This is a genomic window from Oscillatoria sp. FACHB-1406, from assembly GCF_014698145.1.
Taxonomy (GTDB): domain Bacteria; phylum Cyanobacteriota; class Cyanobacteriia; order Cyanobacteriales; family Spirulinaceae; genus FACHB-1406.
The window spans coordinates 332,887-355,970 of the sequence record NZ_JACJSM010000003.1 but is presented as its reverse complement, the minus strand read 5'-3'; the positions used below and the strand labels follow the sequence as shown (position 1 = coordinate 355,970).

The 23,084-nt window shown below is 48.1% G+C and carries 16 protein-coding genes and 1 pseudogene; 10 read left to right on the top strand and 7 right to left on the bottom strand.

What is annotated here, in order from left to right; all coding sequences use genetic code 11:
- Positions 1–101 precede the first annotated feature (101 nt).
- Positions 102–2,645, top strand: coding sequence for a cyclic nucleotide-binding domain-containing protein (locus tag H6G50_RS05670; RefSeq protein ID WP_190714105.1), 2,544 nt, complete (start codon positions 102–104; stop codon positions 2,643–2,645).
- A 187-nt stretch (positions 2,646–2,832) separates the two neighbouring features.
- On the opposite strand, the gene H6G50_RS05665 is transcribed toward H6G50_RS05670, so the two are convergent.
- Entirely contained in the window at positions 2,833–4,245 is a 1,413-nt protein-coding gene (locus H6G50_RS05665; protein WP_190714103.1) for a hypothetical protein, read from the bottom strand.
- Between the two features lie 161 nt (positions 4,246–4,406).
- Positions 4,407–6,446: an S-layer homology domain-containing protein gene (locus H6G50_RS05660; protein WP_190714101.1), complete on the bottom strand. Its 2,040-nt coding sequence runs from the start codon at positions 6,444–6,446 to the stop codon at positions 4,407–4,409.
- Positions 6,447–6,587: 141 nt separating this feature from the next.
- On the opposite strand from H6G50_RS05660, the gene H6G50_RS05655 reads away from it, so the two are divergent.
- The 3 genes from H6G50_RS05655 to H6G50_RS05645 all read left to right on the top strand — a co-directional run bounded on the left by H6G50_RS05655 (position 6,588) and on the right by H6G50_RS05645 (position 10,544).
- Positions 6,588–7,694, top strand: a complete 1,107-nt coding sequence (locus H6G50_RS05655) for an ABC transporter ATP-binding protein (protein WP_190714099.1) — start codon at positions 6,588–6,590, stop codon at positions 7,692–7,694.
- Positions 7,695–7,813: 119 nt separating this feature from the next.
- On the top strand, positions 7,814–8,602 hold the full coding sequence (locus H6G50_RS05650; protein ID WP_190714097.1) for an ABC transporter permease: 789 nt from the start codon (positions 7,814–7,816) through the stop codon (positions 8,600–8,602).
- Positions 8,603–8,720: 118 nt separating this feature from the next.
- The gene (locus tag H6G50_RS05645) at positions 8,721–10,544 is read left to right on the top strand and encodes a Gldg family protein (protein ID WP_190714095.1); all 1,824 of its coding nucleotides are present in this window, start codon (positions 8,721–8,723) and stop codon (positions 10,542–10,544) included.
- Between the two features lie 373 nt (positions 10,545–10,917).
- Here the strand turns inward: H6G50_RS05645 and H6G50_RS05640 are convergent, their stop codons facing one another.
- Positions 10,918–12,444: a pentapeptide repeat-containing protein gene (locus H6G50_RS05640; RefSeq protein ID WP_190714093.1), complete on the bottom strand. Its 1,527-nt coding sequence runs from the start codon at positions 12,442–12,444 to the stop codon at positions 10,918–10,920.
- Between the two features lie 199 nt (positions 12,445–12,643).
- Here H6G50_RS05640 and H6G50_RS05635 point away from each other — a divergent pair, with 199 nt between their 5' ends.
- Positions 12,644–15,082: an endonuclease MutS2 gene (locus H6G50_RS05635; protein WP_190714092.1), complete on the top strand. Its 2,439-nt coding sequence runs from the start codon at positions 12,644–12,646 to the stop codon at positions 15,080–15,082.
- Between the two features lie 171 nt (positions 15,083–15,253).
- Positions 15,254–15,964: a 4'-phosphopantetheinyl transferase superfamily protein gene (locus H6G50_RS05630; protein WP_190714090.1), complete on the top strand. Its 711-nt coding sequence runs from the start codon at positions 15,254–15,256 to the stop codon at positions 15,962–15,964.
- Between the two features lie 304 nt (positions 15,965–16,268).
- On the opposite strand, the gene H6G50_RS05625 is transcribed toward H6G50_RS05630, so the two are convergent.
- Entirely contained in the window at positions 16,269–16,475 is a 207-nt protein-coding gene (locus tag H6G50_RS05625; RefSeq protein WP_190714088.1) for a hypothetical protein, read from the bottom strand.
- Positions 16,476–16,606: 131 nt separating this feature from the next.
- Between H6G50_RS05625 and H6G50_RS05620 the strand changes: the two genes are divergently transcribed.
- Positions 16,607–16,819, top strand: a complete 213-nt coding sequence (locus H6G50_RS05620; protein WP_190714087.1) for a helix-turn-helix transcriptional regulator — start codon at positions 16,607–16,609, stop codon at positions 16,817–16,819.
- Between the two features lie 189 nt (positions 16,820–17,008).
- Here the strand turns inward: H6G50_RS05620 and H6G50_RS05615 are convergent.
- A pseudogene (locus H6G50_RS05615) lies at positions 17,009–17,221 on the bottom strand (XisI protein); the annotation flags it as partial.
- A 214-nt stretch (positions 17,222–17,435) separates the two neighbouring features.
- Between H6G50_RS05615 and H6G50_RS05610 the strand changes: the two are divergent.
- Positions 17,436–17,648 carry a helix-turn-helix transcriptional regulator gene (locus H6G50_RS05610; protein ID WP_190714067.1) on the top strand — a complete coding sequence of 71 codons (213 nt, stop codon included), beginning with the start codon at positions 17,436–17,438 and terminating at the stop codon, positions 17,646–17,648.
- A 238-nt stretch (positions 17,649–17,886) separates the two neighbouring features.
- Positions 17,887–18,393, top strand: a complete 507-nt coding sequence (locus H6G50_RS05605) for a GFA family protein (protein ID WP_199302717.1) — start codon at positions 17,887–17,889, stop codon at positions 18,391–18,393.
- Positions 18,394–18,478: 85 nt separating this feature from the next.
- Here the strand turns inward: H6G50_RS05605 and dnaX are convergent, their stop codons facing one another.
- The gene (dnaX, locus tag H6G50_RS05600; protein WP_190714065.1) at positions 18,479–21,100 is read right to left on the bottom strand and encodes a DNA polymerase III subunit gamma/tau; all 2,622 of its coding nucleotides are present in this window, start codon (positions 21,098–21,100) and stop codon (positions 18,479–18,481) included.
- Between the two features lie 162 nt (positions 21,101–21,262).
- On the bottom strand, positions 21,263–21,691 hold the full coding sequence (locus tag H6G50_RS05595; RefSeq protein ID WP_190714063.1) for a hypothetical protein: 429 nt from the start codon (positions 21,689–21,691) through the stop codon (positions 21,263–21,265).
- Between the two features lie 219 nt (positions 21,692–21,910).
- On the opposite strand from H6G50_RS05595, the gene dnaN reads away from it, so the two are divergent.
- Positions 21,911–23,071 carry a DNA polymerase III subunit beta gene (gene dnaN / locus H6G50_RS05590; protein WP_190714062.1) on the top strand — a complete coding sequence of 387 codons (1,161 nt, stop codon included), beginning with the start codon at positions 21,911–21,913 and terminating at the stop codon, positions 23,069–23,071.
- The last annotated feature ends 13 nt before the right edge of the window (positions 23,072–23,084 follow it).

The following is a 23,084-nucleotide window of genomic DNA, read 5'->3' as shown; positions in this document are numbered from 1 at the left end:
TAATTCGTAATTCGTAATTCGTAATTCGTAATTCGCAATTCGTAATTCGTAATTCGCAATTCCCCATTCATCACTCATAATTCATAATTCATAATTCATAGATGACTCCTCAAGATTTGGTTGTTTGGTTACAAGAACGCACTGCTCTGAGTATACTTGCCCCAGAAGTCCTCGAAGCGATCGCGCGATCGCTTGAAGAACGTACCTTTAGTCCCGAACAAGCGATTTTACGCGAAGGCGAACCCGCCGACGGACTGTACATTTTAGCCAGCGGTAAAGCAGAAAGCGATAAACTGCCTAATAACCCAGAAATTGCCCGCTCGGTTAGTTTGCTACCCGGTTGCGCTCTTAACTTACAGGCGCTTCTATTACAGAAACCCGCCCAACATACTGTTATCTGTCAGGACGAATGCCGACTGTGGTTTTTGAGCGCCCAAAACTTCCAAACCCTGCTCGGACAATATCCCAGTATCGGGCAAATGGTCGCTCAAAACTTAGCCGAAGAAGTCGCCCAACTGACTTCAGAACTAGCGAACGAACAAGAACGTCAAACGATTTTGCGTCCTTACCTCGTAACTAAAGCTCGACGCGGAATCGTAGGAAAAAGTCGCTACGCAACACGCCTGCGCAAACAAATTGAAGAAGCTTCCGGCGATAGAAAATCGGTTTTAGTCTTCGGCGAACCCGGATTAGAGAAAGATAATATTGCCGCTTTGATTCATTACGGTTCGCGCGATCGCCGTCAAGCTATTATTAAGCTCAATTCCGGTACGCTGCAAGCCAACGGCGCGGACTTGTTCGGGCGGGCGGGCGGCAAACCCGGACTGCTAGAGACTTTGGGGAAAGGAACGCTCGTTCTCAATAATATTCAAGAATTGTCGCCAGAATTGCGGCCCGCGATCGCGCATTTACTCGAAACGGGAACCTACCAGCCCGTCTCGCGCAATGAAGAAACAGACGTTGGTTCCAAAACCTGCGAAGCGCGCATTATCTTGGTTTCCGAGCAAGCCATCCCGAAAATCGATAACCTCGTCGCCCATAATATCCCCGTTCCTCCCCTGCGGACGCGCAAAGCCGATATTGGGGATTGGGTAAATTACTATCTCAGCATTGCTGCGCGTACCAAACGCATTGCCAAGCCTCACTTAAGTCCGGAAGCCCTACGACGGTTGCAAACTTATGATTTTCCCAACAACCTGCGCGAGTTGGAAAATCTTGTGCAACGGGCTGTCGTTCAACTCGAATCGGGCAATGAAATTACCGAAGAAATTATTTGGCCGTCTCAAGGGAAAAAACACAGATTTCGCCTCAACTTGCTCGAAGAATATCCTAAACTCCGGCAGTTTTTACGCAGTCCTTGGTGGCCGGACTGGATTAACTACGGTTTGACTTTATGGGCATTTCCGCTGATTGTAGCCATTTTATTCCTCGGTCCGCAAACGCGCGATCGCAACTTTGCCCTTAACCTTTTTTGGGCTTGGTGGTGGCCTTTAGTTCTCCTTTTTTTCCCCTTACTCGGGCGCGTTTGGTGCGCCGTTTGTCCCTTCATGATTTACGGCGAAGTCACCCAAAAACTCTCGCTATGGCTATTTCCACACAAGCTCAAACGTTGGCCCCGCGAACGAGCAGAACGCTGGGGCGGTTGGTTTCTCTTCGCCCTCTTTGCCCTCATTCTCCTTTGGGAAGAACTCTGGAACCTAGAAAATACCGCTTATCTTTCCGCTTGGTTACTGCTCTTAATTACCGCTGGCGCAATGATTTGTAGCGCCATCTTCGAGCGGCGTTTATGGTGTCGATATCTCTGTCCGATTGGCGGAATGAATGGAATGTTCGCCAAACTTTCCATGACAGAATTAAGAGCGCAACAGGGAATTTGTTCGGCAGAATGCACCACCTATCAATGCTATAAAGGCGGCCCGCAAAAAGGAGAAGGAATGGAAACCGACGGCTGTCCTCTTTACTCTCATCCCGCCCAACTCGAAGACAATCGCGACTGCGTACTGTGCATGACTTGTCTCAAAGCTTGCCCCCATCGTTCGGTTGAATTTAACTTGCGTCCGCCCGGAATCGAACTTTGGACGACTCACATTCCTCGAAGTTATGAAGTCGCCTTATTGTTACTACTCCTCAACGTCGTTTTCCTGCATCACCTCCCCGAAGTCCAACATTTTCTCGGTTTAAATTTAGACCTCGATCGCTTTTTACCCCATTCTCTTTTAGCGATTGCAGCAATCAGTTTGCCCGCCCTCATTCCTCTTCTTGCCCAAGCGATCCTTAAATTATCCACAAAGATAACCCAGCGCGATCAACTGCCTTCTTTTATCAAACTCGCTTACGGCTACCTTCCCCTCATCCTCGCCGGAAATCTATCCCATTATTTCCCGTTATGGTTAGGAGAAAGCGGCAAAATTCTCCCTGTGGCTTTAGCAACTTTTGGGCTAAATGGCGCACAGTTGCCCGTCCTTGTCGCTCATCCCGCCGTCATTGCCTTTTTACAAGGCAGCACTTTAATTTTTGGCGTTCTCTGCTCGATTTTTGTAACGCAGAAAATTGCCCGTCAGCAGTTCCTCTGGATGCTACCCCAGCATCTCGCGATCGGCGCGATCGCGGCTAGTTTTTGGGTACTTACAATAGTCAATGTTTAGTGAAAAAATTGGAACTTTTATCGCTTTTAACTGTAGATAAAAGCGATATTTTAACTTCACCGAAGTAGCAATCGAACCTGCTCACATAAAAATCCGCAGAGCGTTAAAGGAGTAATTTATAGTGACATGAAAAAGATAAAGTGCAAAAACTAGGTTTATTCAAAGCACCCTACTTTCTAAAATAAAGTCAACTCTGCTGAATTCCGTCATCAAGTAAACGAGTATATTTCTGAGGATAATCCTGTTTTGCATACCAGTAATTGGGTTGTGCCTCCTCTTTAAAGGAAGCCCAAGACTGAATTTTCTCGTATGAGTCTCCTAATCTAGCTACATTCTGTAAATTAATTGCTACCTCCCTATACCAAAGCTTCCAGTTGTTTGGTAAGGCTACAGTTCTATATAACCATTTTGGGACTGAAAGACCTTGTATATTGAGAGAAATAGCTCCTCCAGTCAGAATCGTTAGAGGGTTTAGAGTAAAATGAGTATCTACTAATCCCATCTCTCTCATCACGCTTGAAGAAGTGCGCTCTACCTCATTTTTCCATTTACGAATACCAGCAATATTTCCTGACTTAGCATTAGCTTCAAATTCTCGAAGCTGATTTCGCAAATCTTGTAAAGATGATAATGTTCTGAGACAAAATAACTGTTCTAAAAAATTTTCTTTTGAAGTAGCTTTGTTTAAAACATAACCTAGTAATGGAGGAATTGAGTTGCAAATAGAGCCTCTGACTGCACCAACAGAGGCAAGTTCTTCCCCTGTAGCTTTCATGATTTTTTCTAGAGATTCAGTTATGGTTGTTTTCGATTGACCTATATGATACTGACTCAAGGTTGAAGAACTCACAATCTTGTCATTTGCTGATATCGCATCTAATGTAGCTCCAATAGCTCGCAATGAATGAGGAAGGTAAGCTGCATTTATTTTAGCGGCAAGAATTCTATAGTAGGTAGCTCTTAAAATATTCCAAGACAAGGCAGCGAGCAGTTTTTTTACCCCAGGGCGTAGGACATAGGGTTTGCGGAGGTTAGATTCTGTCACAGGTGTCCCATTAGTGCTAAAAATATTGGCACTATTCAAAAGTTCCAAAGACTGCCATATTCCTGGATTATCTTCAGTTAGTAATCCCTCAATTTGAGCATATTTATTAGCTTCAGGAGTATTGCTCTGTTGTTGCAACGCGCGCAATACAAGCCAATATTCAGATGAACGGTAGTTCCAGACAAACTTAATGTAAATATCGGCAAGCCTTAGAATTTCTTGGGATATACCGCTACTACCCTCGTAATAGTCCATTGTCCATCTTGAAAAGTAAGTTCTAGAAACTTGCTCTAGTTCTTGATTAGATTCTTCTGCCAGTTTAAGAGACTCAACACCCGCAGATGACAATAAATTTATTCGTTCCTGCTGATATTTAGGCAAATAAGTAGCAGGGACAACAACTCGATCTGCCAGCAAGACTGCATCAACGAGCGTTGAAAGGTTTGCAATATCTAAATCGAAAACAGATTTATTAGGACATGGTGCAAAGCCAAGAGAGCGAAAAGCACTAGAGATTGTAGCATTGTCAAGTAAAACCACTGAAGTATCTGACATCGTAATACTCCTAAAAGGATTATGTGCTTCTACTAATATGCTACAAGCTTTAATTTTATTTGAGTAGATTATTTTCTCTGCATTAGGTAGGAGATACTCCTTATATTTTCACCTGAAACTGTATCACTGTAGGGTGGGGTCGCCTCTTTCAAGCCTATAGTTTAAGATTTCCGAACAATGTAAGGCGATGCGATCGCGCCCACTCGCTTGCGATAAACTAGAGCGCAATCCATCATCGCCGCAGCTTCGGCCCGCGTCACTTCTCTATCTAAATCCCTGGCTTTGGGATACAAAACGACGATTTCGGCTTTGGTGGCGGCGGCGACAGCAGAACGGGCATAAGCGGGTATGCTAGCTCTATCTTCGTAAGCGTTGAGATAGGATTCGTCGGCGGCGGGGAGGGCTAAACCACTCGCGAGGGAGACGATGAGGTGAACGCGACGCAGGGTTTGTTCGGGGTGAAAAGTGCCATCGGGGAAGCCGGAGAGGAATCCGGCGCGGTAGGCTTGTTGGATGGCGTTTAAGCCCCAGAATTTGGGCGGAATGTCGCGAAATTGGACGGCGGGGCGCACTGGCGAGGGGTTGAAGATGCGGACGAGGAAGGCGGCATATTCGGCGCGGTTGAGGGGGGCATCGGGCTTGAAACTGCCATTGCTGAAACCGCTGATGAGTTCGAGACTGCTGAGGCGATGGATGAAGTCTGCTGCCCAATGATTTGGGGTGTCGGTGAAGTTGGCAACGGCTGCGTCGGGATTGACGATGTAGGGGGAGGGGAGGAAGTCGGCGACGGCGGTGGCGACGAGGGCTTGATAGAGGAGGGCGGCAATTTCGGCGCGGGTGATGTCGCGCAGGGGGTTGAGTTGTTTGGGGTCGGGGGAATTGACAACGAGACGTTTTTGTGTTGCGGTGGCGATCGCGGCGGTGGCGTAGGGGGGAATTTGGGCGCGATCGCGGTACAGTAACAGTACGTCGGGATTGCCACCACTCAGCCCCAAACCGCTGACGATGGAGACGAGGGCTTCAGTACGGGTGAGATTTTGTTGGGCGCGGAAGGAACCATCGGCAAAACCGGAAATAAAGCCCATATCTGCCGCTTTTTGAATCGCTGCGGTTGCCCAAAAATTTGCCGGAACATCCCAAAATTGATTCGTTCGTCCGAGTTGGCGGGGCAGATCGAAAATTTTCGCGATCGCCGCTGCATATTCCGCCCGCGTCAAACTCGCTTCCGGCTTAAACGTCCCGTCGGGAAACCCACTCATTAAGCCCCGCTGCACCAGACTATCGATAAACGCTTCCGCCCAATGGCGATCGATATCCGCAAAGCGCGTCGGCCCGCTCGGAGTTTCGGGAACAATCGCGGCGACAAATTCCACGTTACCTCGTACCGCCGCCGGATTGAGTTGATTTCCCACTGAAGCGATCGCTAATCCAGTTTGATTGTCGATCGCGCGATCGCCTTCAAACACATTTCCCGCCGGATCCTGGCTATTTCCTAAATTCGGCCGCGATCGCTCCTGTACCGACAATCCCGCATCCGCATTTTTCGAGAACAAATTCCGCCGCAGCACGGGTTTTGACTGTCGCGATAGCATTACACCAATGCGATTTTCCAGCAGTTGATTGTCCGACAGCAGCGGCGCGCTATCGTCACTCCCCACAATTGCATACCCCGTCTGCGAAAAGCGATTGCGCCGTACCTCTCCCTTACCATTGCGCCCAAAAAACACGCCGCTATAAGCATTGCGGACAAACGCACAATCGAAAATCTTTGGCTTGCCATTCCCCGTCACAAAAATGCCATCTCGCTGACACTGACTCAAGGTACAATTGGCTACCGTTGGCGCAGTCGATTCGATCCAAATGCCCGTTCCCTTGCTCGCGGGATTTGTCACTGTCACCCCTCGCAGTTGCGCCAAGCTATCCAGCAGCAGCGTGACATTCTGCCCGCCGAATGTAGCACTGGGATAAACGCCGCTACCGACAATGGAGATGCCTTTACCTTTCGTGCTTTCATCGCCCAGCACGGTGACGTTAGCAGGAACAGACAGGGGAAACACTTCGGTGTTGCCATACGTCCCCGACGCTAGCTGAATTGTCGTCCCCGGTGTAGCGCGTTTGAGAGCAGCCGTTAAGCTTTTAAGGGGTGCAGTTTGGCTCCCAACTGCATTATCATTCCCTGTTGTGGGATTAATGTAGAGCATTATAGTAATTCGTAATTTGTAATTCGTAATTCGTAATTCAGCCCTCAGCCTCCATCATTCAGCGTTCATAACTCGTCATTCCCCCATTCATCATTCATAACTCATAACTCATAATTCATCATTCATCATTCCTCCAGACTCATGATCGAAATCGAACACCTCAGTAAAGTTTACGGGAATAACATCGCCCTTGATGATGTTACTTTTTCAGTAGAAAAGGGCGAAATTTTGGGACTATTGGGGCCGAATGGGGCGGGCAAAACGACGACGATGCGAATTTTGTCGGGGTATCTCCCGGCGACGAAAGGGACGGCGAGAATTGCGGGGTTCGATGTTCACGAACAGTCAATGGCGGTTCGGCGTTCGATTGGCTATCTTCCGGAAAGTCCGCCGCTGTACTTGGATATGACAGTGCAAAGCTATTTATTGTTTGTGGCACGTATTAAGGGCGTATCGGCGGGCGATCGCGCGATGCGGGTGAATACGGCGATCGATCGCTGTAACCTTAAGGAGAAGCGGCGCGTTCTCATTCGCAAGCTGTCGAAAGGGTTTCGCCAGCGCGTCGGGATTGCTCAAGCGATCGTTCACAATCCCCCTGCGATTATTTTAGACGAACCTACCGTCGGTCTCGATCCCCGCCAAATTATTGAAGTGCGCAATTTAATTAAAAGTCTTGCGGGCGACCATACAATTATTCTTTCGACTCACATTTTGCCGGAAGTCAGCATGACTTGCGATCGCGTCACCATTATCAACCAAGGGAAAGCGATCGCAACCAACACCCCCGATAACTTAATGGCGCAACTCTCGGAAAGTTCTGGCTACAATCTCGAAGTTGAAGGCAATATCGAAGGCTTGCGCCCGCTGTTGCAAGCAATTCCTGGCGTGCTATCGGTGGAAGTGTTGCCCTCCGTCGAAGTCCCTGCCGAACCCTCTCTGTTTCGCTCTCCGGTGCGTTCTCGCGTCCGCATCGCCACGAGTGCGGGTTCCGAACCCGGGCGCGCGATCGCAGCATCCATCGTCACAGCAGGTTTGGGATTGTACGAACTGCGGCGCACTCGCCCCACCCTCGAAGATGTATTCTTGAAACTGACAACGCGCGAAGCACTCGAAGCGAACCTCGAGGATGATAACGACGAAGAGGAAGAGGTTGTTGCTGTCCCCGCCGCTTCTACCGCAGTTGATGAAAAAATTGACAAAGGCGATCTCGATCTCGATGGGGAAATCGGAACATCTTCTAATGAATAATGAATGATGAATAATTAATAATGAGGGAGGAATGATGAATAATGAATAATTAATAATGAGGGAGGAATACGAATCACGAGCTAAGAATTAATTATAAATTATCCATTCTTAATTATTTTATGACTGTTATTGCTAATATCATTGCTATCTTCAGAAAAGAACTGCAAGGTTACTTTTTCTCTCCCTTTGCTTATGTTGTTACCGCTGTTTTCTGGGCGCTATCGGGCTTTATGTTCTTTACGATTTTAATGTCCGTTATTCAAAATATTGTCCAAAGCGAACAATTAGGAATTCCAATTCCTCCCATCGACGCAGCTTATGAATTTATTCTGCAATTTTTTAGCGTAATGGGGCTTCTAGTTTTATTTGTTTTGCCAGTATTCTCAATGAGTCTTTATGCGGAAGAACGCAAGCGTGGAACGTTGGAACTGTTAGCAACCTCACCGCTAACGAATTGGTCGGTTGCAGTGGGTAAACTGTTAGCCGTTCTGACCTTTTTTATGTTTACGATTTTGCCTTTCCTCATTTACCAGGCGATCGCGTTTAGCAGTGCCAATCCACCCGTTCCGCCCGCTGTTCCTTTGTTGGCGCTGCTAGGATTAGTTTTATTGGCAGCGGCAATTCTTTCCTTGGGAATGTTTATTTCCTCACTAACTGATAGTTTGATTCTCTCGGCGGTTTTAACGTTTTCGCTCGCGTTAGGGCTGTGGATTATTGATGCGATCGCGGATCGCACCGTCAGCCCCTTTCGCGAAATCCTCAGCCATCTTTCCTTACTCAAACATTACAATAACTTGGTTCAGGGAATTGTAGATACTAGCAGTTTGGTTTTACTGTGCAGTTATATTGTTCTGGGGATATTTTTAACCGCTCAATCGATTGAATCTTTACGATTCTCGCGCAATTAGACGCAGGCAGGGGAGAGGGCGAGAGAAGGTACTCAATTTAGATGCGTCTTAGCTAAACTCTTTACCCCTCGCGATTAACTATTAACTATTCACGATTCACTGATTCACTGATTCACTAATGAAAACGATCCCCAGCGCGTCCCAGAGATACGGGAAATATGTCGTCCTCTTTGGCATCTTTTTAGGAGTTGCCGGGTTAGTTTCTGGGGCGGTTTCTGGCAAACCATCGCCAACTTCGATCGCGCTGGCTTTAAGCGGATTAGCAGTTGCGATCGCGGGACTGATACTCTGGGGAAGCAGCCCTAATGGTTTCTTGCGCCAGCGTTCGGCTCGGGAAGGAACAAATGCTATTATCGCAACGCTGAGTTTTATTGCGATTCTCGGACTTGTGAATTTTCTCGCCGTTCGCTATTCGACGCGCGCCGACTTTACCGAAACGGGCTTGTTTACCCTCTCGCCGCAGTCGCGAGAAATCGTCGCCAATCTGCCTAAACCCCTAAAAGTTATCGTTTTCGATCCTAAAGAAGATTTTAGCGATCGCCAACTGCTCGAAAATTATGCCCGCCAAGGCGCAAACTTTCAATACGAATTTGTCGATCCGCAAATTAAAGTCGGACTCGCCCAGGAATTCGGGCTAAAATCGCCCAAGGCCGTTTATTTACAGTATGGCGATCGCAAGCAACAAGTTCAATCTTTCCGCAACGAAGAAGAACAAATCGCCGAAATTCCCCTCACTAACGGCATTGAAAAAATTCTGCGCGACAAAAAACCCGTCGTTTACTTCCTTCAAGGACACGGTGAATGGTCTCTCGCAGATGGTACGGAAGAAGGCAGTATTTCCCAAGCCGTCTCTTCACTATCACAAAAGGGATATGATGTCAAAGCATTGAGTCTCGCGCAACAATCCCAAGTCCCCCCCGATGCCGATGCGATCGCGATTTTCGGCCCCAAACGCGCCCTCTTTGAAGGAGAAGTCACCGCCCTTAAAGACTATCTCGATCGCGGCGGCAGTTTGCTAATCGCGATCGATCCCAAAAATAACCCCAATTTAGAACCAATTCTCAATGAATGGGGCGTAAAACTGGACGAACGCCTCGTTATCGACGCTTCCGGTAGCGGCAGCATCCTTAACCTCGGCCCTGCTACGCCGCTCGTGACTCAATACGGCGTTCACCCCATTACCTCTGCCTTCGGCAACAGCATCTCCGTTTATCCCCTCGCTCGCTCCATTGAAACCGAATCCAAGAAAGAAATTCAAGCCTTTCCCCTCATTGAAACCAGCGAAAAAAGTTGGGCGGAAACAAACCTCGATTCCGAAAACCTTTCCTTCGATCCCAACAATGACCTACAAGGGCCTTTAACATTAGGAATCGCCCTCACTAAGCGAGAAGCACCCGCAACGGGAACTGAAGGCAAAACCGAGGAGAGTAAAAACGCTAACCCCGCCGCATCGCCCTCGCCCTCCCCCGGAGAAAGCCCAACGCCGGGAACATCGCCAACTCCTTCGCCCTCCCCCGGAGAAAGCCCAACGCCGGGAACATCGCCAACTCCTTCGCCCTCCCCCGGAGAAAGCCCAACGCCGGGAACATCGCCCTCACCCTCGCCCTCCCCCGGAGAAACACCCAAAGCCGGTGAATCTCCGAAAGAATCTCCAGCGAAAGCAAAAGACAACAAAGAATCGCGCTTGGTGGTGCTAGGAAACTCAACCTTTGCCTCAAATGGGTGGTTCGATCAACAGATTAACCGCGATGTCTTCCTAAACTCTGTGGAATGGCTAGCAAAGAACGATAAATCAACGCTATCGATTAGTCCCAAACAGCCCAAAAATCGCCGTCTCAACTTAACTTTAGGGCAAGCGAGCGTGTTAGGCTGGCTGGCAATCGTCATCGTACCGCTTCTGAGTCTCGCGATCGCAGCTTTGATGTGGTGGCGGCGGCGTTAAAGAAACAGTTTTTACCTGTAGGGTGTCGTTAGCCAAGCGTAACGCACCATCTAATACCAATTCTCATTGATTTTGCACGATTATCTCAAGAGGGCATAGCAGTGCTCATGGGTGTCAACTTAAGGTGAAACACTTAGCCCGCCAGGAACTCAAGTTCCTGGCTGATAGCTGAAACCCGTTGAAACGGGTTGGATACATTTGAATTTCCCAGTCCTATAAATGAGGACTTGAGCTATTAGCCTTGGGTTTGAACCCAAGGCGGGCTAGGTGAGCAGGTTTAAGCTTAAGTTGACGCTAATGAGCAGTGCTATGCCCCTACCGCAAAAAATTAGTGCATCGCCGCGATTAGGAATTGGTATCAACTTCAGCAATGTTATTCTACAACCGTTCCATCCGGCATCGTTGCCCCTTTGAGTTTTGCAGAGGTTAAATCTACTCCTCCTAGATTTGCTCCCGTTAAATTAGCCCCTGTCAAATCAGCATTTCGCAAATTAGCTCCTCGCAAATCGGCTCCCTGTAAATTTGCCCCGACTAATCGCGACGCACTTAAATTGGCACTTCTGAAATCAACATTGCATAGATTTGCGCCAGTAAAGTTCGTATAATAACAGTCAGTATTACTTAAGTTGGATGAATTTAGCGTTGCCGCACTAAAGTCAATATGTTTCAAATCTAACTTCATTAAATTAGCTTTCTCTAAGTTTGCACCACTGAACTTTGCACTAGATAATTTAACTTCTTTGAAAACGGCTCCTTGTAAATTTGTTCCTTCAAAATTAGCATTAATAAGATTGGTTCCTATAAAGCTCGCCTGCGCTAAGTTAGCCCCCCTCAAGTTATGGCTGGATAAATCGTAATCTAAAAAAGTCGCTTTTTCAAGATTAGAGCCAGCTTCAAGGAGGTACGCACCTGTTTTAGCTATATCAAAATCGCGATCGAAGTAAGTTTGGCTATCGTAAATGGCTGCCTTAAAATTGGTATTATTTAATTTAGCGCCTTTAAAACTAGCTCCTATCAAGTTAGCACCAGACAAATTAGCATTATTCAAGTTTGCATTAAATAAATTTGCCTTCTTTAAGTCAGCTTGGCTCAAATCTGATTCGCATAAATTTACCTCTCTTAAATAGGCTTCAGACAACCTTGCTTTTTTTAAAACTGCTTTGCAAAAATTAACTTTGTTTAGTTTTGCATCCTTAAAAACAGCATTTTTTAATAAAGTGTTATGAAAGTTAGATTCAATTAATACAGTGCCATAAAATTGAACATTGTGAAAAATTGAATCGCTAAAATCAGCCTCTAAAACTTGGCATAGGTTAAAGGTAGAATCACTAAAATCTGAATCGACTGAAATAGCTTGGCTAAAGTTAATGCTGTTAAAATAGCATTTTTTGAAGTGAGTATTGCTCAATGTTGAATTTTCTAAAATTATTCCACCATATCGTTGTTGACAGACATCAACATTCTCGATCTCTGTATTAGAAAAATCTGTTCTCCCTTGACGAACTTGCGCTAAAAATTCGGCTTCACTCAGTTCGGATTTCGGCGCGATTTCATCATCCTCCTCCCGGTAAAATCCCACCAGCAACAGAAGACGCTCTAGCTTAAACTCCTCATCGCTCAGTCTCATTCGTTGCAAATCTGACTCGCTCCGGACGACTTCAACCGCAACCTCTAACTCAGTTGGCTCGGTTTTGCGATCGACTCTTTCGAGGAATTGTTGAACGATTGCTTGGTTTTCTTGTGCTGTGGTTTTGGAGGCACTTTCATCATCAATAGGCTTAAATTCACTTTGAACTTGCGATCGCAGCGCCATAAGTTCTTGTTGAAGTTCCGCAATGCGTTCGATTTCCGATCGCGACTCGAAAGCCCGTTTTAAATCTTCAATCGCGCTAATCATCATTTGGCGATCGCGAACAACAGCATTGAGTCGCCGTTCGAGTTCTTCTAACCTTAAACCCAGAGAATTGAAGTCGAATGTAGTATCGCTCATCGTCTTTTCAGTTTGTCGCACCGCCTTTGCTCAGATTTTAAGTCGGCGCGACCCCTATGCTTCAAATACGCTACAATAAACTTTATCTCTCGATCTCAAGATTTGTAAATTGATTCAGGCGGAAACACTCGAACTCTTAGAATGGCCGCGTCTGTGCCAGCATCTCTCTACTTTTGCGGCGACAAAATTAGGCGTTTTAGCGGCGAAACATCTCCCTTTACCGGAAACACGCGAGGAAAGCTCGATATTGCTCGATCGCACGCGGGAAATCTACCAACTCGAATTGGGAACCGAAGGCGGCTTATCGTTTGAGGGAATCGAAGATATTGGCGATGCGTTGGAACGTGCCAAAATTGGGGGGAGAATTGCGGGGAAGGCGTTGTTGGAAATTGCGACGACGTTAGCAGGCGTTCGGCGCTTGCGGCGGGCGATTGATGCGAAGGAAGAAAAATTACCGACGCTTGCTGCATTGGTGGAACAGGTGAAGACGCACCCGGAATTAGAGCAGGAAATTCACCATTGTATCGACGATCGCGGCCAAGTCACCGATCGCGCTAGCCCCAAACTGGCTGAGATTCGCCGCCAAATGAAAAGCGTGCGCGATCGCATCTACCAAATTTTGCAGAATATCTTGCAACGCCACAGCAACGCCGTTCAAGAACAAACAATTACGCAACGCGGCGATCGCTTCGTGATTCCCGTCAAAGCGCCCCAAAAAGACGCGATCCCCGGCGCAATTCGCGATAGTTCCAGCACTGGCGCGACACTTTACATCGAGCCTAACGCGATCGTCGGCGCGGGCAATCAATTGCATCAGTTGCGCGGACAGGAAAAGCGGGAAGAAGAAGCAATTTTAGAGGCGTTGAGCGAAAAAGTTGCCGCTGTCAGCGAAGATTTAGAGCATTTACTCGCGATCGCGACGGCATTAGATTTAGCGGCGGCAAAAGCGCGCTATAGCCTGTGGTTAGAAGCGAATCCACCCCATTTTATTGACCAGGAGAGGGGGAGAGAGGGAGAGGGGGAGAGCAACCGGCTTGCTGAAACCGAGGAGCAAAAGCCGATCACTTTGAGGCGCTTGCGACATCCTTTACTCGTGTGGCAGCAAAAGCACGAGCAAGGACGGGAAGTCATCCCGATTGACGTACAAATTCCCTCAAAAATCCGAGTTGTGGCGATTACCGGGCCGAATACGGGCGGAAAAACCGTTGCACTCAAAACTTTAGCCCTCGCTGCATTGATGGCGAAAGTTGGGTTATTTGTCCCCGCGAAAGAACCCGTTGAACTGCCTTGGTTCGATCGCATCCTAGCCGATATTGGCGACGAACAATCGTTACAGCAAAGTTTATCGACTTTTTCCGGTCATATTCGCCGCATCAGCCGAATTATGGCGGAAATTGAGGAAAACCCACAATCTCTCGTTCTCCTCGATGAAGTCGGCGCGGGAACCGATCCCGCTGAAGGAAGCGCCCTCGCGATCGCGCTATTGGAAGCGCTAGCAGAACGCGCCCTCATAACGATTGCAACCACCCACTACGGCGAACTGAAAGCCTTGAAATATCGCGACGAACGCTTTGAGAATGCGTCGGTAGAGTTTGACGAAGAATCGCTGCAACCCACCTATCGCTTATTGTGGGGGATTCCCGGACGCTCGAATGCACTCGCGATCGCGCGGCGGTTGGGCTTGGGTGAGGAAGTTGTAGAGGCAGCCCGGGAGCGCGTTGGCGGATTTTCTGAGGAAATCAACCAAACGATTGCTGGCTTAGAACAACAGCGCAAACAGCAAGAAACCCGCGCCAAAGAAGCCGAACAACTCTTGCAACGCACCGAACAATTTTATAAAGAAGTTTCGCAAAAAGCCGCAGAACTGCGAGAACGCGAGGAAGCCTTAAAGCGATCGCAAGAACAAGCGGTAAACAACGCAGTAAGCGGCGCGCGGTCAGAAATTGCTAAAGTAATCCGTCAATTGCAGCAAGGGCCGCAAACTAACCGCGAAGCAGAACGAGCGCAAGCAGCCGTTGCCGAGATTGCCAAAGTACACTTGCCGAAACGAGAACCCAAACCCGAAAAACCAAGCTATATGCCGCAAGTCGGCGAACGCATTCGTCTGCCGAAGCTGGGGCAAACGGCAGAAGTTTTAGCCGTGGAAACGGCGGAAAATGAAGCGACAGTGCGTTTCGGGATTATGAAAATGACGATTCCCCTCGCCGATATCGAGTCCTTAGACGGGCAAAAAGTCGAACCACCCAAAGCTAAAGCCCCGCCGCCGCCGCCTGCACCTCCGAAAGCAGGCCCGATAATCCGCACCTCGAATAATACAATTGATATTCGCGGCAGTCGGGTGAATGATGCGGAAGTCGAAATCGAACGCGCGATCGCAAAAGCAGTAGGAGCGGGTTCTGGCGCACTCTGGGTGCTGCATGGGAAGGGAACGGGGCGCTTGCGCGAAGGCGTTCATGCTTTTTTGCAACAGCATCCGCAGGTGGAACGCTTTGAACTTGCACCGCAAAATGAAGGTGGCGCGGGGGTAACGGTGGCTTATTTGTTGTGATTCGTAATTCGTAATTCGTAATTCGTAGTTCGTAGTTCGTAATTCGTAGTTCGTAATTCGTAGTTCGTAATTCGTAATTCGTAATTCGTAATTCGTAATTCGTAATTCGTAATTCGTAGTTCGTAATTCATAATTCATAATTTACCACTCATAATTCATAATTCACCAAGAATGCTTTTAGGGGAGAATGAAGTTCATGTTTGGCGATCGCGTCTAGACCTTTCTACTTCACAAATCGATGATTTTGTCAAGCTCCTTTCAGGAGATGAAACAGAGCGATCGCAGCGATTTCGGAGGGATCGAGATCGCGATCGCTTTATCGCCGCGCGAGGGATTTTACGGGCGCTATTAGGACAGTATCTAGAAATCGATCCTCAAACAATCGAATTTTCTTACACCAATAAAGGAAAACCTTACTTAAGCAATGGGTTTTCTCACTTACAATTCAACGTTTCCCACTCCAACGACTTAGCATTGTACGGGATTTGTCGCGATCGCGCGATCGGGATCGATATCGAACATTTGCGCCCCCTCCCCAACGCCCCTCAACTCGCCCAACGCTTTTTCAGCGATCGCGAATCGAAGGAATTGAACGCCTTACCGCGCGAACATCAACACCTCGCTTTTTTTCAAACTTGGACGTGCAAAGAAGCCTACTTAAAAGCAACGGGCGAAGGGTTAGCTGGATTGGAAAAAGTTGAAGTTTTTTTAAAAAAAGATACAGCACCGAAACTGGTTTTACCCAATGAAAATGCTAACCAACAATGGCAGCTAGAACTTTTATATCCCCATCCCGATTATGTAGCAGCTTTAGCGATCGCCACTACCAATATTAAATTGCATCAATTTGAATTTCCCCCAACTTACACCCGATTGACGTAAAGCTGCATAGAATCAAAAGTAGGGTGCGTTAGCGAAGCGTAACGCACCATTATTATTGACGATCTTGTGGAAGTTTTGGAAGAATAATTTCTCTTCAATCTCTTCGCGATCGCCAGAATACCTCATAAATCGTTTAAGAAATTGCAAACCATTTTCGCGTTTTTCATGACTCCAAACAACACGATTACCCAAGAGGGCATAACACTGTGGCTGCCCCTACAGCAAAAAAATTAGCGCATCGCGATTGGGAATTGGTTTAAGGTAGGAAATTTACCAACCTTACCCTTTGATTCTAACTCTGAGTTCAACGCGCGCTACCGCGATTTAACATCGACGCAAAGATAATTTTATGAGGTGCAGTTGGTAGCAAGCGTCGCAGCACGCTTAAATACTCTTCAGCATCATTTCGACGGGTGAAACGGGCAACGACGATATTCTGCATCTTCGGTAACTGCCGTACAATACACCAGGGTTGAAGTTTTTCGCGGTAGATGAGTTCTGTTGGTATCATAGACTTATCCTTTCCACAGTTGTGGATTGTTGAAAGAAGGCGTTCGCCCTTAGATTTCCTAGGTCGCAGGGCGATCGCTGTTTGCTACATTTTTTATTGAATACGAATATTCGTATTCTGTCAATGGGGGGATGGGATTAATTCGCTTGCGAGTTCGAGAACTAGCCGCTGAAAAGCGTTGGACGCTAAAAGAGGTTGCCAATCGAACCAGCATTCCTTACACAACTATCGTGACTTATGCGAACTCTCCGGGAATGGCAACCGTAGACTACACAGCCCTACATAAAATTGCTCGTGCCTTTGATATCGCGATCGAGGATTTAGTGGAAATCTTAGAGGAATAATCTTTTATAAATATTTATCGTTACAGCCCTACATAAAATTGCTCGTGCTTTTAATATCGCGATCGAGGATTTAGTAGGCGTAGGGTGCGTTAGGCGCGAACTCGATATTGTAGGAAAGCGATGAATTTTTTTGCGCGCCGTAACGCACCGGGTAAGATTGGTGCGTTACGCTTCGCGCTCCACACCCTACTATTTAACTGCGTAATCTGTGAATTGCCGTTTAAAGGAAGACTTAAATCCTAAAACAATATCGGCTTGAGGAACGCCCGCTTCCACTAACTCATTCGCGATTCCCACTTCAGTTCCATCGCTTTGAATCCAGATTTTATCGTTCTGGATATCGAGATGAATCAGGCTTCCATACTCTCGTCGTTGTTGGTTCCAATCCACAGTCATTAAGAGATAATGATGGCGCTATCTTCGGTAACTGCCGTACAATACACCAGGGTTGAAGTTTTTCGCGATAGGTTAGTTCTGTTGGTATCATAGACTTATCCTTTCCACAGTTGTGGATTGTTGAAAGAAGGCGTTCGCCCTTAGATTTCCTAGGTCGCAGGGCGATCGCTGTTATTTTTAATTATTAAACGATAAATACTTATCGTTTGTCAAGACCGAGATGGGATTAGTGAGATTCCGAATTCGAGAACTAGCTGATGAAAAGCGTTGGACGCTCAAAGAAGTTGCCGATCGCGCCGAAGTTCCCTATAGTACCGTTCGACATTACGCGCGCTCCGAAGGACTCGCAACAGTCGATCTCGCCTCTATCCATAAAATTGCTCGTTCTCTAGACGTATTAATTGAGGATTTAATGGAAGTAGTCAAAGAATAATCAGAAGCTTAACCTCCTGTAGGGTGGGCAACGGCGGCAACGACTGGGTTATATCCGAAAGTCAATTTAAATTCCGCTGTTGCCCACCATCTATTTAGGGTTTTAGGAATTTTCAAGAAAGAGTTTATAAAGAGTCTTTTACATCGAGTAATACCAATTCCCAATCGCGATACACTCAATTCTTTTGCTGTAGGGGCAGCCACATTGTTATGCCCTCTTCGGGAATCGTGCAAAATCAATGAGACTTAGTATTACATCATTTCTAATTGAAGTTTCCAACCAAAACCGCTATGATTTAGAGCGATTAACAATAATTTATTCTCAAAAATTACCGATGAAAGGGAATTGTTTGTGTAAGGCGGTGGCGATCGAAGCGCAACCCGAAAAAGAAGTCAGCGTCTGCCATTGTGGAATGTGTCGCCGTTGGGGAGGTGGCCCTTTACTTTGCGTTCATGGCGGTTCGCAAGTTCGGATTGAGGGCATTGAAAACGTCACAACCTATAAATCTTCTGAATGGGCAGAGAGAGGATTTTGTCGCCTCTGTGGGACTCATCTTTTCTATAAGTTCATGCAGGGAAATGAATATATTTTGCCCGTCGGTATCTTTCAAGAAGACAGCGATTTTGAGTTGAAAGAACAAATTTTCATCGACCAAAAACCCAGTTACTACAGTTTCTCGAATCCGACAGAAAACTTGACAGAAGCAGAAGTTTTTGCTAAGTATGCTCCTCCAGCAATTGAATGAGATTAGAAGCTCGATCGCGCGTATCGCTCGAACTTTTAATCGAAGAACAGGGATATAGAAAACCCAAGAGAATTGAGAGCGGTTATTAAAACGGAATATCGTCGTCTTCTTCTTCCTGTTCTTCTTCTTCAGCAAGCGGCAAACTTTCTAATTCGCTCTCATCAACGGAAGGCGCGATCGCAGCGGCTCCCATAACGCCGTTTCCTAACACATTATCTTTAATAATTTCCCCGTCAAACAATTTCGCGAGTTCTAACGCCGCTTGCGTGACTTCATCATTGCTCGTTGCCTCGCTTTCCTCAATTTCTAAGACTTCCTCCTCAGTTGCAGGCGGTGGCGAGGAAATCGAATTTCCATTGGTTTCGACGCTTTTCTGCGGTAGCGCTTCAGTAGGACGATCCCGAACCGCGATCGCAGGTTGCTCTGTTGCAATTTTAGCAACCGGGGGCGACTCTAACACCGTTGACATCTTGGGTTGAGACGGTGCAGGGGCAACAACAGCAGGGGGCGAGCTTTCGCGGCGTTCGGGGGCAGGCGTTGGGGAGGGCGAAGGCTGCACGGAACGCGAGACAGGCGACTCAGTTGCGATTTGCAAATTTACCTTGACTTTTTGCTGCCAAACGCGCTCGAAGGCAGCTTCAATATTGCTGCGTTTGCTTTCTGCTAAACCAAGGGTATTAGGAGACGTTACACCGACATCAGCAATGAAGTCATCGAGATCGAAATCGAGCAATTGACATTTCTGGCGCAGGAAAGCTTGAGACGCAGGGGGGACAATCGCTTCTAAAACCCGCTGCCAAATTTCTTGAACTCGCGCTTGGTGCAAATCTGCCGCACTTTGAGGGGTGCTGCTTTCTGAGGGTGGGGTAACGGCTGGACTTTGAGCAACAACCGCCTCGCGAGGGGGCTGAACGGGTGCTTCGGGGATAGGTCGGGGCGGCGCGATCGGTTTAACAGATTCGGTAGGAAGCGCTTGTTCTTGCCTTTTCTCGGGAACGGGTGCGGGTGCGGGCGGGGCGGAAACGCTTTTCGCCGTACCGTTCGTTTGGGAGTGAGGCGCAGAAGCAATCGCAGCTTGAGGAGTCGGAAGGGTGCGGGAGGAGGGCAACAAGCCGAGTAACGTTACTTCTAACCACAAACGCGGTTGTACGGTGTTTTTGATTTGCGGTTCGCTGTCTTTGAGGTGCTGCTGTCCGTGGAGAATTGCGGCGGTTTCCCAGCGCTGGGCTTCTTGGCATAATTGTTCCCAAGTGGCGGAGGTGACGGAGACGAGATCGCTGCGTTGGGGGGAGGTGTTCGCAATCAGGAGATTGAGGTAAAATCCAGCGAGGCTTTGTAGGACGGCGAGGGGTTCGCGCCCTCTATCCATGAGGTGGCGGCAGCAATCGATAACGGTTTCGGCTTTGTCGGTGGCGATCGCGCGCAATAATTCTAATAAGTCGCGCTCGGGTATTGCCCCCACTAAGTCCCAAACGCGCTCTACCGTTATCGTTCCCTCCAGCAAGCTCAAGCGATCGAGGTTACTTTCAGCATCGCGTAACCCGCCCTCCGCTAACTGCGCCACCATCGTTATCGCTTCGGCTTCAATCTCAATGCTTTCCTTTTCGGCGATGGTGGTGAGGTGCGCAACCATTTCTTTTAAGGGTATGCGGCGAAAATCGAAGCGCTGACAGCGAGAGATAATCGTGTTGAGGACGCGCTGGGGATCGGTAGTAGCGAGGACGAAAATCACGCGCGGGGGCGGTTCTTCGAGGGTTTTGAGTAGGGCGTTGAAGGCGGCGGTGCTGAGCATATGGCAGTTATGCACGAGCAGTCCGTTCGCGATGAAGTTATGATTGTCCTCGACTTCGAGATCGTAAACGCGGGCAGTTCCGGCGGGCGAAATTTCCTCTAAGGGTTCGAGGGTTGTTTTCCAAGGCGATGTATTGGTTGTAACTTGCTCGTTAAGCGTTTTGGGAGGTTGTAAAGTTTGCGATCGCGCGCGGGCAAGACTAGCCAACTCGCTCGATGGCTGGTGAAAGTCACTGGAAGCCACGGTAGGAGCGGGTGAGAGGATTTGGCTTCCCGGTTGGAGCGATCGCGCTTCCTGCCAGCCCGTTGCCGTCCTAATTAAGTGATTTCCCGTACATTGTAGTGTCCGATTGCGCGTTTTTAACGAAAAAATCTCCCGTTCGCCGCGATCGAGCCAACGCCGCACCCGTTTAAATTCCCAACTTTGCTGGGTTTCGTTGTAACTGAGAACCTCTTTTCCTTCAAGGGCGGGATTATCCAAGCGCATCGAGCCTTGGCGCGTTAATATCTGCGTATCCCCCGTCAAACATTCATCGATGACATACACCTTATAACGACAGCGCACCGGCGCAAACTGAGCGCGCTCGATAATTTCCCGAATGTTATCCACTCCGGTATTACTCGCTGCGTCAATTTCTACAATATCCATCGCCGAACCCCGCGTAATTTCGCGACAGGTTTCGCACTCGCCGCAAGGGGTTGGAGTCGGGCGCTTATCCCGCAAACAGTTCAGCGATTTTGCTAAAATCCGCGCTGAAGAAGTTTTACCGGTGCCTCGAGGGCCGGTGAAGAGGTACGCTGGAGCGATGCGCTCTTCTATCATCGCATTACTCAACGTCGCCGCGATCGCTTCCTGTCCCACCAACTGCGCGAACGTTTGAGGGCGGTATTTATGATGGAGCGGCTCGTAAGACATTGGATAATTCGTAATTCGTAATTCGTAATTCGTAATTCAGCAGTCCGTCATCCCCTCTATTGTCGCAAAATTTGGACTTGTTTGAGAACAAATGTTCTGTCGCCGGAGCGGGAATTTGCTACGCCTCCGCGAAAAATGGATCTGTCGATTTCCGATCGCAGTTTACTTAAAAAATTGTCCGCCGTGGAAGCGCCAGCGCGGGAAGAGAACGCGCATAAGGGTTTGAGAAGCAGTAAAAATGCTCAACCAGACTAAACTGTAGTGCAAAAAAAACTCTCCTAACGGAAACTCGCGATCGATCCCCGGCAAACCGATGAATTTCGCGATCGCCACAAAAAAAAGCGCCTCCCAAACGCCCGCCGCCAATTGAAAAGCAGCCGGCCAATCCCGATCCCAGCGATAGTATTGCAGGCGAGTATACCCATAATCCCACACCAACCCAAAAATCGCGAGATAACCCAGCACCCGCAAGGGAACCGCGCCGGAATTTACGCCCAACAGTCCGAGGGCAAAAGGCAACGTTACAAGTACGCCTGCCGTAGCAAAAAGGAATATTCGAGTTTGCCAGCGTCCGTATAAAGTAGGGGTCATTTCAGTTATCAATTATCAGTTATCAGCGATCGGGAAACAGTGAAGAGTTATCAGCGATTAGGTAACAGTAAAGAGTTAATAATTTGCCACGAATAGTATCTATATTTAGGCAAACTTGAAGAGTTACCAACTATCAATTATCCATTATCCCTTGTCCATTATCAATTATCCCCCCTTTTGAGCTAAAATCGAATCTGCCCAAACGCCAACCCCAGCGCCATGAAACTCGCTTGCTCGACTTCCGATCTCAACACGCATCTTTCCCTCGCCGCGCGCGCTGTTCCCTCGCGTCCTACCCATCCCGTTTTGGGCAACGTCTTATTAATCGCCGATGAAGACACTCAAAAAATTACCCTGCGTGCCTTCGATCTTAGCTTAGGCATTCAAACCACCTTCAGCGCCCAAGTCCAAGAAGGCGGAACCCTGACACTCCCCGCAAAACTCCTCGGCGATATCGTCTCGCGCTTAAGCGAAGGAGAAATCGAAATTGCCGACGAAGACGCAGAAGAAGGCACTGTCTCGCTGCATTCAACCTCCGGACGCTATCAACTGCGAACGATGGATGCAACGGAATTCCCCGACTTACCGGAAATTGAAGTCGCGCAAACCCAACAACTGCCCGTCGAAATGCTCGCAGAAGGAATTCGTTCGACGCTATTTGCCGCCAGTTCTGACGATTCCAAACAAGTCCTCACCGGAATCCACCTCAGCAGCAGCACCGGCGGACTAGAATTTGCCGCCACCGACGGACACCGCCTCGCCGTCGTCTCTTTAGTGCGCGAAGAGGAAGAAACCGAAGAAGAAACCGAAGAAGCCAATGCTTCTCCCGCCCTCGAAGTCACGATTCCCGCCCGCGCGCTACGAGAACTCGATCGCTTATTAGCCGTTGGGGAAGCCTCTGAGGGCGTAACGCTGTCGCTTGACGAGTCCCAAGTTGCCTTTGAGTTAGAAAATCGCCGCCTCACCAGTCGGCAGGTAGAAGGGGCTTATCCGACTTACAGCCAACTGATTCCCAAAGAATTTTCCCTCAGCGCCAGCCTCGATCGCAAACAATTAATTTCTGCCCTCGAACGAGTCGCCGTGCTGACAGACTCTAAAAATCATGTCGTCAAGTTTAGCTTGGATAGCGATCGCCAAGAACTCGAATTATCCGTCGATACCATCGATGTCGGCAAAGCGCGAGAAGTCCTCCCCATCCAAATTTCGGGAGAAAGTATCGCCGTTGCCTTCAATGTTAAATATCTGATGGATGGGTTAAAAGCATTGCCCACTTCTGAGATTCAAATGCAGATGAATCAGCCCAAACAACCCGTTATTTTTACGCCGTTAGGCGGGATTAAAATGACCTATTTAGTCATGCCGGTTCAGATGCGAGATTAAAATAAATAGTATT